8 protein-coding genes and 1 pseudogene are annotated in these 13515 nt (G+C 62.8%); 3 read left to right on the top strand and 6 right to left on the bottom strand.

What is annotated here, in order from left to right:
* Positions 1-330: 330 nt before the first annotated feature.
* The 6 genes and pseudogenes from V5F75_RS15395 to V5F75_RS15370 form a co-directional block, all read right to left on the bottom strand.
* Entirely contained in the window at positions 331-1821 is a 1491-nt protein-coding gene (locus V5F75_RS15395; protein WP_394033666.1) for an ApeA N-terminal domain 1-containing protein, read from the bottom strand.
* A 330-nt stretch (positions 1822-2151) separates the two neighbouring features.
* Positions 2152-3603, bottom strand: coding sequence for a DUF8370 family protein (locus V5F75_RS15390; RefSeq protein WP_394033665.1), 1452 nt, complete (start codon positions 3601-3603; stop codon positions 2152-2154).
* A gap of 58 nt (positions 3604-3661) precedes the next feature.
* Positions 3662-4147, bottom strand: a complete 486-nt coding sequence (locus tag V5F75_RS15385; protein ID WP_394033664.1) for a hypothetical protein — start codon at positions 4145-4147, stop codon at positions 3662-3664.
* Positions 4148-4784: 637 nt separating this feature from the next.
* A complete protein-coding gene (locus V5F75_RS15380; RefSeq protein ID WP_509212174.1) occupies positions 4785-5372 on the bottom strand; it encodes an IS5 family transposase in 588 nt (195 codons plus the stop codon).
* Positions 5351-5554 (bottom strand): annotated as a pseudogene (locus V5F75_RS15375) (transposase); the annotation flags it as partial. The pseudogene V5F75_RS15375 and the gene V5F75_RS15380, both read right to left, overlap by 22 nt.
* 195 nt (positions 5555-5749) lie before the next feature.
* On the bottom strand, positions 5750-8323 hold the full coding sequence (locus V5F75_RS15370) for a TIR domain-containing protein (RefSeq protein ID WP_394037712.1): 2574 nt from the start codon (positions 8321-8323) through the stop codon (positions 5750-5752).
* A gap of 424 nt (positions 8324-8747) precedes the next feature.
* Between V5F75_RS15370 and V5F75_RS15365 the strand changes: the two genes are divergently transcribed.
* The 3 genes from V5F75_RS15365 (at position 8748) to V5F75_RS15355 (ending at position 13310) form a co-directional block, all read left to right on the top strand.
* Entirely contained in the window at positions 8748-9944 is a 1197-nt protein-coding gene (locus tag V5F75_RS15365; RefSeq protein WP_394037714.1) for a DUF932 domain-containing protein, read from the top strand.
* Positions 9945-10117: 173 nt separating this feature from the next.
* A complete protein-coding gene (locus V5F75_RS15360; RefSeq protein ID WP_394037716.1) occupies positions 10118-12181 on the top strand; it encodes a ParB/RepB/Spo0J family partition protein in 2064 nt (687 codons plus the stop codon).
* Positions 12182-12272: 91 nt separating this feature from the next.
* The gene (locus V5F75_RS15355; protein ID WP_394037718.1) at positions 12273-13310 is read left to right on the top strand and encodes a DUF7146 domain-containing protein; all 1038 of its coding nucleotides are present in this window, start codon (positions 12273-12275) and stop codon (positions 13308-13310) included.
* Positions 13311-13515: the final 205 nt, after the last annotated feature.

Here is a 13515-nt window from a genome sequence, read left to right as displayed (position 1 = left end):
GCGCGCCGACGATTGGCTACCTGACGGTTGTGCCCGTTGAAAAGCCTCTGAAGGAAATGATGGTCCCCCGCCGGCTGTAGTGAAGCAATCGAATTTACCCTGGATTGAATGCTCCTTCTGATGCACCCAAGCGTGCGCTTGACTCCCACGCACTTCCGATCGATTTACGTTCGATGAGCGCCAGCACCATTTCCGAGGGTTACCCATCTCTGCCATTCCACACCAACAGCACAATCTTGGTAGCGGAGTTTGGTCGAAGCAAAGCTCGGGCGTCACGTTGCTATCGGCCAGCCGGTTTCATAGAGCAGGGGACGGAAGCCAGAACCTTTTTCATGACGGCCTCCGGGCATTAAAGTCCAAAGATTCAGCTTTGTCCCCAATCCTGCTATCGTCATGAACCCCCTGATGTGACGGGATCATCCGCTCCGGGACAAACATCCCATAGCGATGCGCATGCCACGCGAAGGCGGCTCCTATCTGATCTCCGGTGAATCCGAGCACCTTCAGAACATGATAGCGACCCAACGCCGTGAGGTCGCGAAGATAGGTCATCATTTCTTGTGCAACCTGACTAGACACTTCCAGCCCCCGTCCGTGCGGAACGACATTCCGTAAATCACGGATACGCTTAAGGTCCGGACTTCCCCTGAAACCATCCTCGTGCCACATCTGATGCAGGCGTTCGAGGCGCTTGAGAAGAGAAAATCTATTTGATGCTGTCCCGCTTATTCGTCTAAATAAGTCAATGTCCGTTGATGAGCCGTGCTTATCGACCAGATCTTCTAGGCCCTTCATATCCCGTTTGAAATTTTCATCCGCTCCCGATCCGAATGTGCGATCGTCAAAGGCTTCTAGGCAGCCAATAAGCTCACTGTATCCTTGAGTGGGGGAGAGGTCGTAATCTTCCACGCTCTGAATTAGGTCGGCCAGGAAGATGAGCTCGTCACTGCCTCCCGAGAGGTGGTTCAGCAGCGTCTCCAATGGAACAGGGGACCGTTCCTCGAACGTCAAGCGATGGTGTGCCGCTGGTAGAGCGTCTCGGCGATTCTTTCTGGAGATCGGGAGATACCAGAACTCGGCGACGACTTTGCGCTCCTCGCCATTCCACATGCGTTTATGCGTCGTAGGAAGGTGATAGGTCGGTGCCTGCACGCGTGCGCCGATTAGAAATTCGAACAGGGCGGAAACCCGCCACGTCACACGAGTGATCGCGTCGAAATCGACCGGTTGAGGGAAATGCAGCTCCAGGATGGTGTATTCTTCCAGCGTCGTGGCCTCGCCTCGAGGAACACGCGTCGCGCTCGTGACTTTCGCCTGCGTTCCATCTGCCAAGGTGAAAATGCGCTGCTGCGGCGGCTGAACGTCGACAGAAAGAGAGGGGAGACCAACATCCTCGGGCCGCGACCAGTCTCGATTGACAAGACGAGGATTTACCCAAGCATGAAATGCTGGGTGTTCGACCACGAGCCCCGTGAAGATGGGGGCGCTGATGTCCTCTAAGAAGACATTCTTGAGGAGGGCGTTAGCGACGAACCGCTGGGACTCCCGCATTGCCGGGGTATCCATGCTGATGTTCAATCCGCCGGTTCTCTGAAGCCACGGCTGGATGAGTGTTGCCGGCCGCTGATAGTCGAGCCATCCTGTCAAGGTCTGACCGCTGACGAGAAATGCCTCCTGGTTCTCGCTGCTCCCCGAGAAGCGAATCGTGTCCAGATATATCCCCTCATCCAAATCGAAGGTGAGGCGTCCGGGCAGGTGATCGGCTTCGTCGCTATGGTTCGGACGAACGGCGAACCATTCCTCGAAACTCTCAAGCCGCATCGAGATCTCCCGCGCGCATCATCACTAGTTCCGAGGGTAAAGGGTTGAGAGCGCATCGATCATCCGGTCGGTCTCGACGCAGATCGTGGGTGGCGCGCATTTCTCATGCCAGCCAAGTTGTCCTCGTCGACGTTGAGCCGAACGCGCTCGATCAACACCTAGCATGCGACAGCTTTTCCCAAAGTTGCTACTCCGGATGACGTTGTGACGTTGCCCCGTATGAGACATTCCCTGTGTCCACATTAGGTGTCTCGATTAAATTGGTATGTCTGCTGCACTCGACAGTTGGAACTGCATTTCTGCCAACAGTTCAGGGGACAAACCCAAATTTCACAATTTACTCGCCGACGGTTTGCGCGTAGCGTCTACAATGATGATTGGCCGGACCGGCTTATTCGTCATTACGAGCAGGTTCTTCTCCGCGATCAGCTTCTCCAGCTTCCCGCCCATCTGGCCAACGTCCACGATTACGTAATAGGCTGCGGCGGCTTCCTCGGCAGTTGCGTAGGTATCAAGTTGCCGCGTGTAGCCCGCGACGACCTTACCATTCGTCGAGAGTTTGATTTCGACGAGCACACGCCCGGTGAAGCCGCTTGATACCTTGAAGTCGACGGGACCGTTGCCGGTGTCCGCCTCGGGTGTGAGATCGAGGTTGTTGGCCTTGCAGAAAGCGTGCGCCACGACGAAGAACAGCCTTTGCGCCGCTTTCTCTGCTCGCGGCTTTCCATCGTGATACAGTTCCTCCGATAAGCGTCGGTCTTCGACGAGGTGGCGGAAGTTTTCGATAATTTTGTTAACAACGGACAGGATCGCCTCACGCGTCCAGACCTGAGGCTTGTCGATTTTCTGAATATCGTTGCCTTTGAACGTCGAGAGGATTCCGCTCCAGAAAACCTCGCCGGCTGGGTCCGCGCTGAAGTCGTAGCTTGTCGCCGGAATGCCCTTCAGCAGGTCGAGCAGGTCACGGAACGATGTGTCGTTCGATAAGGCCCAGTCTCGGATCGTGGCCTTGTCCCGCCTCATCGTCGCCGCCCAGACACCCGCGATGCGCTCGTTGAGGTCAGTTCGAAGGGCGGCGTTCTTCGAAGCTGCGTCGCTGACACTGTTCCAATCCGTAGCGATAGGCAGGTCGCGCAGCACGTCGCGAGGAACGAGAATAACCGGACCGCCGCGGCCGTCGTGTGGATTGCGAGGCAGAGAACCGCAGAACCTCTCGCCATTGGAGAGTGCGAACGTCATCTGCTCCGTCGCGACACTCAACGCCTTGCAGATAGCTTCCGTATGCGCGATCAGCACCGATAGAATGATCTTCGTTGTCATGTCGCTGATTCGATCAGGCCCGATGCCCTCTTCAATGAGCGCCATCGCAACGAAAAGGTCGGGATCGGTCACGCCGAGACCGATGATTTCCGATGCGGTCTGAACCAGCGCGCTCGTCTGGACCTTGCCTCCGCCGCTGCCGCGGATTGTCGACGCGCCGTAGCCTAAACAGGTGAACGGTACCTCAGGAAATTGCAGCTTTCGCTCAGCCGCCCGCCAAGGCGCGTCACCGTGGGTCTTCGAGCCGGCGATGAGTTTGATAACCGTCTCGAAGTAGCTATTGAAGGTTTGACGCGCTTCCGTCGCAAACGACCTATCCGCTGCTTGGTCGAAGAGCATGGGGTCGATGAACAGCTTCGTGTCACCGTTGAGGACCGGATCGAAAATCCCGCGATCGGCCAAGCGCCGAGGGTCGACGCCGAAGTGCTGTGAGAACAGAGCTGGATCGCGGAACCTAGCCATCAGCAGCCTTGGGAGGAGCGCCGTCGGAGTCGAAGGGGTTGTTGCGGAGCCATAGTCTCTACTTCTTCCGCGTTGGCCACTTGCCGAGCTTTTCGGTCAAGTTCGCAAGATAGCTCCAGCCGTTCTCGCGGGAGCGCCGCTCGGAGCCGAGCACTTTCTCATCAATTGCGTGCCGTAGTTCATCTTCTCGTTTGGAGCGTCGCGCGCGAGCAAGGTTATCGCTCGCCATGCTCTCGGCGGTCACACGAAGAGCAGCTTGCAACACGCGCTTTTTCTCAGTGTCGTAACCGTTCTGACTGTCGCTATCGAATGCTTGATCATGCAGGTTCCGGATGGCGCCATCCAGCACTGGCCCGATAGGCATCTTGCTGTCCTGAGCATGTTCCAGGAAGCGAAAGAACTCCTGCGTCAGCCGGTATGATCCGTCGCCGGCGGCGAGGCTCCGAAGCAGCGCGACGACGAAGGCCTCGAAGTGCTGTTGCGAGATTTCCCGATCCCAGTCCCGGCGCTCACCTCCGTCCTCAACTATCGTTAAATCTGGCATGGTGGCTCCTATCCCGCCGCGCGCCGGCCGCGGCGGGAAGCGGCGGACTGCACACCACGCTCGACCCTGGTCCGCTGCGCGCCAGAGGTCGCCAAGCGTAGGTCGTGCGCTCTCAGATGACCGGAGTTGACGTTTGCCAGCAGGTACTCTCTCATGCTTCTTTAGATTGCATATTTTGGCTCCGATGTCTCGTACTGTGAGCCGGAAGCGTTCGTCTCTGTGGGCGTCGCAACCTATTCACAGCCACCGGCATCAAAAAGCTGCTCTGGGTTAACGCGGCTCGATGCTGATTCAGCTTGCTCGCAAGTTGCCGCGCCGAGGTTCGTAAGCAGCGCGCACGAGGGTTGCCGCCCGACACCTCCTCCTGCTGCCCCTCTCAGAAGGTCTGCTATCGGGCTGGCTCTTCATGTCTGCTCTTGGCGCGTGGTTCCGGTCAGGCTCGGCTGGGAAGAGCTGTTGCAGACTCTAGGTGCGCCCGCTTCAGGGTATGCTGATTATCCCGAGTTAGGCCGTCCTAAATGGGACCGATTTTGGACTGACCACTTTCGGGTTTCCGGCCGGGAAAAGCCGACGTTCCTTCACGTAGGATCGAAAAAGGGCACTCTGTTCCGTTCAGTCTCGACATCCAATCGCTTGCCTAGGCGGTGTGGACGGATTTGATGAGGATGAATGAGAAGGCGAGCGCGACGATTGCGGCGAAGCCGCGCTCTGTCTTCTCGCAGCGCAGGGCGACGCGCTTGAAACGCTTGAGCTTTCCGAAGCACTGCTCGATGCGGGCCCGGCCCTTGTAGAGCGCCTTCGGGAAGAAGGCGGGACGATCCTTCGCGTTGGATTTGAACGGGATGGCGGGCGCGATGCCGCGCGCTCGGGCCAGCGCCCGGTTGGCCTTGGCGTCATAGCCCTTGTCGGCGAGCGCCGCGCGGGGCTTCACATCGGGACCAAGATCCAGCAGCAGCTTGAACAGCGGGCTGTCGCCGGCCTCGCCGCCGGTCAGGTGGAAGGCGATCGGGTGGCCCTCGAAGTCACTCTTGAGGTGGATCTTAGTGGAGAAGCCGCCGCGTGAGCGCCCGAGGGCGTGGCCTTGCTGCCCCCTTTTGCCCCGGCGGCGGAGACGTGGGCACGCACCACGGTGGAATCGAACATCTGAACCAGATGCGCGGTGCGGCTGAGCGAAGCCAGCGTTTCGAAGAACAGCTCGAACACGCCGGCCTGGCGCAGCCGCCAGAACCGTTTCCAGACGCTGTTCCAGGACCCGAACTCCGCCGGCAGCGCCCGCCAGGAGATGTTGTGCACGGTGAAATAGTGCATGGCTTCGAGGAACTTGCGGTCGTCTCGCCCCTTGTCGCCCCGCCGCGAGCGGCAGGCGTGGAACACATCCAGCGCCACCGCCCAATCCTCGTCCGTCATCCGCGTCAGCATGGTCGACCTCGCCAAAAGCCGACCCTCTATGAATCACCGAAACAGCCGGAAGGGAATCCCCCCGCTTCGACCCCGCCAAATCCGTCCACACCGCCTAACATCAGGTAGCCGGACGGCTGCCTCTCCCCGGCGCAGCGGCACCGAGAGGTCGGATCGCCGCGATGACGGCGCGAAAGCGACCCATCAGTGCTCGAAGTCGTACTCGTCCATGCGGTTGCGCCCGCGGATTGCGGCTGCCTCGCGACGCAGCGGTTCGCGCCGGGCGAACGGCGTCGACGAATCTTCGGCACGAGCCTCCAAGATGCGCGCGCGTAAAAGCTCGTCTGGACCACTTAGCATCCCGGCACTGGTCAACGCGGCCTCGGCACCGTCGTAGTCCTTTTGCGCCAACCTGATCCGCGCCTCTATACCAGCAACTGCTCCCGGAGCGCCGCGCGCCTTAAGGAACTTGGCGTCTTCGCTAGCGACGCGCAGGTCTCCGGCTGATGCGGCCGCCACGGCGCGCAGGCGCCGTAGAAAGGTCTGACCACCTGAACCGCTCTCCAGGACCTGGGTCAGCATCGCTTGCGCACCCGCGAAATCTTGATCGCGGCGCATGATTAGCATCGCCTCCCGACCGTCAGCGTAGGTCCCCTGCCGGGGATTGGCACGCAACCTCCTGATCACCTGTTCCGCCGCCTGCCACTCGCCCTGCGCAATCAGCATGCCTGCCTGCACGTCCAGCAGTACAGGGTTGCGCCCAATGTGTGCCTCCTGTTCGCGCACCAAATCTTGAAGTTGCGTCCACCAACCCAGTCGCTGATAGCAGCGGGCAAGGTCACCGACTACCAGCTTGATATATTTGCGGACCTCACGCGCTTTCACGAGTTCGGCTACCGCACCCTTCAGGTCGCCTTTACCGACGCGCAGGTGGAAGGCCCTCATGTAGAAGCGTGAACGGTAGAACTGCTTCTCGAACAGCACGAGCAATTGCTCCACCTCCGCATCGTGATCGCGGAGGCGGACGCGTGCCCGCAGCACGTATGTCAGGATCTCCTCACGCGTGGTCTCGTCCATCTTCCCTTTCAGGGCCGAAGTGCCCCAGACGACCACGCGGCGCAGCGCCTCGGGATCGTCATGGCCGCGATCGTATGTTTCTTTTACCACTTCCTGCAGTGTTGAGGGCAGGAGCAGGTCTCTCATCTCGGGCGGAAGCGTGCCACCCTCTATCGCAGCCATGAACGCGACTGCGTCGAACAATTCGGCGCGGAGTTCGTCGTTTTGCTTGGCTCGCTCGAACTCGTCTTTCAGTGCTGCCGAGAACACCGTCATCAGTTCCGTCGAGCCGTAGCCGTGTAGCCGCCGGAACAGAGAGCGAACCGGCGGAGAGATAAGGTAGTTTGGCCCCGACACCTCGACCAAGCAGGCTAACACTAACCCCGAAATCTCCTCAGCAAAGCGCTCGGGCGGGACCGCATGGCGTTCGAGCACAACGCGGCGCAGTGTGTCGCCTGCGAGCTGCGGCACCCAGCTCAGCACCGACAGGATGTCGCGCTCCATCGGTGTGCGCCGCGCGAATTCCAGGCTGTCGCCCAGCACCTCCTCTTGAAGGGAGTGCAGGTCGGCCGGGTTCGCGTTCAGCACCGCGGGGCCCGCCTGCGCGACCAGCGCGGCCGTCGCCCGCGCGATCGCCGGGTGCCCGCCTATCACGCGGATTACCTCGTCGTTCGGCAGCGCCGGCTTCGCCCCTATCGCCGACGCCGAGCTCACCATCAGTGCGCGAGTGTCCGCCTCCCGGAGCGCGGGGACATGGACCTGCATGACATTCGTGTGGGCGCGCAGCTCTTTCTCGTGGATGAGGCGGTTCGATGCCACCACCAGCTTGATCCGCCGCTCCAGCGCCAACTTCTCAAACAGCGCGACGGCCCACGGCTTCAGGAAGCCCTGGTCTTCAAATATGCCGTTGCCGGTGACCATCGTTACCGCTTGGCCGAGATCGGCGAAATGGGCGAGTCGGCGCTCAATCTCGCGCGCTTGCTCGTGAACGGGCGCCTCACCGAACGCGCGCAAGTCTTCACCGATCGAGTGCAACGGTAGATCGGTTTCCACCTCCTGGCGCAATGCGCGGTAAAGGTCGGCGAGATCGGCGAAGCGGGGCAGCACGAATTCGGGGCCGAAGGAGAGCTCGGGCGTCGCAGGGAACGCCTCTGCGAGCAATCGGCGGCTGAACGTGCGACGGCCGATGCCGAGCGGACCGGCCAATACGATCACGTTTGGGGACTGCTCGGTGCGTAGCACTACATCATTGATTGCGTTTACCGACGCGTCGACAAGGGCGCCGCGTCCAAATACCTGGGCACCCGGCAGGTGGCTAAGCGGACCGGTCACCAGCACCTTGCGGATGTAGCGCGCGATCTCGCGCGGCGCGTTCCCGACGTGGCCGACCCAATGCTCACGCATCCAGGCGGGCAGGTCGGAGTGCGACACGTCAGAGCCGATCGGCATAATGAGCACTCGGAAGCGCTTGTCCTTAATCTTCGCAACGCGCGCGCGGTCGATCTCGAAGCCGACCCAAGAAGACTTCAACGCCTTCTTAGACGCGAAAAGCACAAAGATAGACGCCTGGCCGACGCGTTCCTCCATCGCCGCGATCAGCTCCTCGCCGTTGGCGAAGCTACGTGGATAGAAGTAGGCAAGACCATCAGGCAGGAACCGGCGCACTTTGTCGACGAACCCTTGTTCGGCGCCCTCAAGCGAAAGGAAAACAGTGGGGAGCATGGGATCTCCAGAGGGTGCTAAAGCGCGGTTGCTGCCTCGGGCTTATTGCACCTTAGATAGTTCAGCGATCCGTCAAACAAAAGCTGTTTGATTCCGGCGCGAAGGCGGTCCGGGGATCCTGACCGAACGGCAGGTTTCAGGTCCGACCGAGATCCGTGAACGGCGACAAAGGGGCGCGAAGCTGAATGTCCGCTATCCGACGACAATCCAGTTTCTGCTCTTGGCGCACTCCAGAGGTAATGGTAGCGTCGCCTCCTCTTGGGTCAATGCGGCGGGATGCTATCAATCGGAGCGAGAAGTTCATCGGGATTCCGGTGGTATTCCGTCCGTCCGCCCGATCGAGAGTGAGAGGTTGGAGCGGATTTCCGTGACGGGTTGAGGGCAGGGAGAGAAGCTCCCGGCGCCCGTCGTGGAGTTTTGTCCCATGACTGGGGTTCAGGTTCTAGATGCCAGCCGGGAAGCGGCCGGCGGTTATAAGGTGGATGCGAGCCGCGGCGAGCGGATCGGCCGCGTGTCCTCCGAGTGGTTTTCCCGGCCGGCGGACGAGCGCTATCTGTCCCTGTCTGATCTGTATGGCGCGGTGCGCGGCAGGTCCGATCGGAGCCGGACGCGCACCGTGGAGAGCGCCGCGATCCGCGTCGAGGCGAGCCGAGAGGCGCCGGACCGGCTGACGCTCGCGCTGCCCGGGGCAGACGCTCCCGTTGCCCCGACCCATTGGTGCTTTGGCCAGCTTGCGAGCCTCATCGGCGCGCCGGCGGCCTACCTGCGGCAGCTTCCAGCACCCTTGGCCGGCATCAACCTGCAGCACGGTTTGCTCACGCACCGCGCCGAGCAGGTCAAGACGCTGGAGGTCGAGGACGGGCGCGTCGAACTCCGGGCCGTGACAGGTCCCGACTATGGCCGCATCTACGATCATGAGCTGGTGGACGCCGTGCGCCGCATCGCTGGCGATGGCACGGGCGATACCCGCTGGAAGGTGCCGGGTGTGCTCGACTGGTCGACCGGCATCTACAATCCCCGCGTCGACATCACGAAGGACACGACGACGCTCTATGCCTCCGACCGGGACGTCTTCCTGTTCCTGGTCGATGACCTCAACCCCATCGAGGCCGGGCGGCTGCCGGACGGCTCTCCCGACCTGTTCTTCCGGGGCTTCTATTGCTGGAACTCGGAGGTGGGCGCCAAGACGCTGGGCATCTCCAGCTTCTATCTGCGGGCGGTCTGCCAGAACCGGAACCTGTGGGGCGTAGAGGATTTCGAGGAGATCACCATCCGCCACTCCAAGTATGCCGCATCCCGCTTCGCCCATCAGGCGGCGCCGGCCCTGGAGCGCTTTGCCAATTCCTCTCCCATGCCTTTCGTCGATGGCATCAGAGCCGCGCGCGAGCGCATCGTGGCACGCACCGACGAGGACCGCACAGAGTTCCTGCGCCGCAAGGGGTTCTCCAAAGCGGAGACGCAGAAGGTGATCGAGACCGTGCTTGCCGAGGAAGGCCGCAAGCCGGAGAGCATCTTCGACTTTGTGCAGGGCATCACCGCCGTGGCCCGGGACAAGCCGCACCAGGATGCCCGCCTCGATCTGGAGGCGCGGGCGAAAAAGCTTCTCGATCGCGCTGCCTGAGATCCGCGATGCCGGAGACGCGGATTGCCGTGTCTCCGGCTTTGAGCGGTGCCGGTTTTCCGGATCGTCGGTTCTGCGGCGCTGCCCTCAGAGGAAGAGGGCAGCGCCGTGCTTCGTGACGGGTGGAAGGCCAGAGAGAGGTTCTCCGGCCGCCCGTCGCGGAGAAATATCCTATGGCCACGGCTGTTCAGAAGATCACCCTTTCGTCCTCCCGCGACATCCCCTTCAACAAGCTGGTGCTGAGCCAGGCCAACGTCCGCCGGGTGAAGGCGGGCGTCTCCATCGAAGAGCTCGCCGAGGATATCGCCCGGCGCGGTCTGCTCCAGGGACTCAATGTCCGCGCCGTTGTCGATGCCGATGGCGTCGAGACCGGCATGTACGAGATTCCGGCCGGCGGGCGGCGCTACCGGGCATTGGAGCTGTTGGTGAAGCGCAAGCGCCTCGCCAGGACAGCCCCGGTGCCCTGCATCGTGCGCGAGGGCGGCATCGCCGAGGAGGATTCGCTGGCCGAGAATGTCCAGCGTGCCCCGCTCCATCCCCTCGACCAGTTCCGAGCCTTCCTCGCCTTGCGCGAGAAGGGCCAGTCCGAGGAGGAGATCGCGGCCGCCTTCTTTGTCTCGGTCGCTGTGGTGAAGCAGCGGTTGAAGCTCGCCTCCGTCTCGCCGAAGCTCCTGGATGTGTACGCCGAGGACGGCCTCACCCTTGACCAGCTCATGGCCTTCACCGTCTCCGGTGACCATGAGCGGCAGGAGCAGGTGCTGGACCGTCTCGCCCAGACTTATGACAAGCAGCCCTACGCCATCCGACGCATGCTCACCGAAGGCGCGGTCCGGGCATCTGACAAGCGGTCCCGGTTCATCGGCATCGAGGCCTATGAGACGGCCGGAGGCACGGTGCTCCGCGACCTGTTTCAGGGCGACGACGGCGGCTGGCTACAGGATGTCACCCTCGTCGATCGCATGGTGGCGGAAAAGCTCGCCATTGAGGCCGACGGGATCCGCGGCGAAGGCTGGAAGTGGATCGAGGTGGCGCCGGACTTTGCCTATGGCCACACCTACGGCCTGCGCCAGCTGCGGGGTGAGCCGACGCCCCTGACCGCGGAGGAGGAGGCAGCTCGGGCGACGGCCCAGGCCGCATATGATCGCCTCTCCGAAGAACATGCCGACGCCGACGAACTCCCCGAGGAGGTCGATGCGCGGCTCGGTGAGCTCGAGGCGGCGCTGGAGGCCTTTGAGACGCGCCCCCTCGCGTTCGATCCGGCGGAGGTCAGCCGCGCCGGCGCCTTCGTCAGCATCGCCCAGGACGGCAAGCTCCGGGTGGAGCGGGGCTATGTCCGCTCGGAGGACGAGGTGCCGGTCGAGGAGGACCAAGACCGTTCCGCCGAGAGCGATGACGGGTCCGCCATGCCCTCGGCCCCGCACCAGGAGGCAGCGGCGTGCGATGCACCTGCGGAGCCCGAGGAGGAAGACGGCCTCGCGCCGATCTCCGACCGGCTGCTTACGGAGCTGACCACCCATCGCACCCTGGGCCTGCGCCATGCGCTGGGCGAACAGCCCGACGTGGCCTTCCTCGCGGCGGTCCATGCTCTCACGCTGAAGGCATTCTACGCCTATGGCTCGGACAGCTGCCTTGAGCTCGATCTGAAAAGCGTGTCCTTCAACGCCCAGGCGCCTAGCCTCAACGACCGTGTTTCGGCCGAGGCCATCCGCGTCCGTCACGAGAGCTGGGCCAAGGCGCTGCCCAAGGAGCCAGGCGCGCTCTGGGACACCCTGAGCGGCTGGGACCGCGACAGCCGGGCCGCCTTGTTCGCCCATGTGGTGAGCCTGTCGGTCAATGCCGTGCACGAGGCCTGGAACCGCCGTCCGCGCGCCTTCGCCCATGCCAACCGGCTGGCGCAGGCGGTGTCGCTCGACATGGCAGCGGCCGGATGGCAGCCCACGGTCGACACCTTCTTCGGTCGGGTCACCAAGGCCCGCATCCTGCAGGCGGTGACTGAGGCCAAGGGCGAACGCGCGGCCGAGCGGATCGCCCACCTCAAGAAGGGCGACATGGCCCGGGAGGCAGAAGCCCTCCTTGCCGACACCGGCTGGCTCCCGGAGCCGCTGCGGACCCAGCCCTCGGACACCGCCGGCGAAGAGACGGCGGAGATCGATGGCGAAACGGCCATGGGCGACAGCGAGGACCTCGCCGATAGTGAGGAGCCCGAAGCGATCTCTCCCCCGATCGCTGCCGAATAATCCTCCCGGGCAACCTGGCCCGCCGCCCGCCGCCTCGCGCTCCCCCTGTCGCGTGGCCCGGACGGCGGGCCTTATATATTGGAGCGTCCCCATGAAGGATGCGGCCCATGATCTGGTCCACAGGCTCGGCCGACACGCGGAGGCGGTTTGTCGCCATTATCTCTCAGCCGGCCGGCGGCAGGGGCAGTATTGGCAGGTGGGCAATGTTCGCAACACGCCCGGTCGCTCCATGTTTGTGCGTCTGAGGGACAGCGCAAGGGGCCCAGCCGGAAAATGGACCGATGCGGCCACGGGGGAGCACGGCGACCTGCTCGACGTGATCCGCGAAAGCCGGGGCCTGTCCCACTTCAGCGAGGTTGTCGCCGAGGCTCAAGCATTTATGCGCCTTCCACCAATCTCACCAGACGCGGAAGCTCCCCATTGCAGGAAGCCAAGCTCCTCACGTGATCCGGTCACCTTGGCACGACGGCTCTTTGCCGCCGCACAGCCGATTGTGGGCACAATCGTGGAGACGTATCTGCGGAAGCGCGGCATCACGGCTCTGCACGAAACCGGAAGCCTGCGCTTTCACCCGCGCTGCTATTACCGCCCGGATCCACGCGAGCCCATTCAACCCCTGCCGGCCATGATCGCTGCCGTCACCGACCTCAGGGGACGGATCATGGGCATCCACCGGACATGGCTCGCTCCCGACGGATCGGACAAGGCAGCCATCGCCACGCCCCGACGTGCCATGGGCCACCTGCTGGAGCATGCCGTCCGCTTCGGCAGGCCCAACGATGCGATGGCCGCTGGCGAGGGCATCGAAACCATCCTCTCCGTGCGCACAGCGCTGCCCAGCCTCCCGATGGTGGCTGCGCTCTCGGCAGCACACCTTGCCGTCGTCGCATTTCCACCTGACGTGCGGCGGCTCTACATCGTACGGGACAACGATCCTGCCGGCGACAGGGCACGAGACAGCCTCATCGCACGAGCGAACTCCACCGGGGTCGAGGCCATCGTGCTCTCGCCGGCGCTCGGCGACTTCAATGAGGATCTGCGCGCCTTTGGCGTCGACGCGTTGCGAGCGGGCATCCGATGCCAGCTTGCTCCTGATGACGTCAGCCGCTTCATGGTGCTGAGCCCGTGACCTGGAGCGTCAGGGAGTGGCGATGCTCTGACGTCCCGCTCTGATGCCCACCGTCGCCAGGGGATCCGCAGCCAGGCCTTCCAGAGGGCGATCGGCCAGCAGTCGTCCCGGACCGGCAATGGCTGCGGCCGACGATTTTCCGTCGGCGGTGCTTCCCCGCGACGCAGGCGTCGCGGGGACCCGACACACGCCTTTCCATCGCGAA

Origin of the sequence: Xanthobacter albus (assembly GCF_043194895.2) — a bacterium.
In the GTDB taxonomy this organism is placed as follows: domain Bacteria; phylum Pseudomonadota; class Alphaproteobacteria; order Rhizobiales; family Xanthobacteraceae; genus Xanthobacter.
Note: the sequence above shows the minus strand (reverse complement) of the source record. Positions and strands in the feature narration are given on the sequence as shown.

Coding starts and splice junctions, on each gene's coding strand:
- V5F75_RS15360 (WP_394037716.1), top strand. CDS start 10,118: ATGGCCACGGCTGTTCAGAAGATCACCCTTTCGTCCTCCCGCGACATC.
- V5F75_RS15390 (WP_394033665.1), bottom strand. CDS start 3,603: ATGGCTAGGTTCCGCGATCCAGCTCTGTTCTCACAGCACTTCGGCGTC.
- V5F75_RS15370 (WP_394037712.1), bottom strand. CDS start 8,323: ATGCTCCCCACTGTTTTCCTTTCGCTTGAGGGCGCCGAACAAGGGTTC.
- V5F75_RS15395 (WP_394033666.1), bottom strand. CDS start 1,821: ATGCGGCTTGAGAGTTTCGAGGAATGGTTCGCCGTTCGTCCGAACCAT.
- V5F75_RS15365 (WP_394037714.1), top strand. CDS start 8,748: ATGACTGGGGTTCAGGTTCTAGATGCCAGCCGGGAAGCGGCCGGCGGT.
- V5F75_RS15355 (WP_394037718.1), top strand. CDS start 12,273: ATGAAGGATGCGGCCCATGATCTGGTCCACAGGCTCGGCCGACACGCG.
- V5F75_RS15385 (WP_394033664.1), bottom strand. CDS start 4,147: ATGCCAGATTTAACGATAGTTGAGGACGGAGGTGAGCGCCGGGACTGG.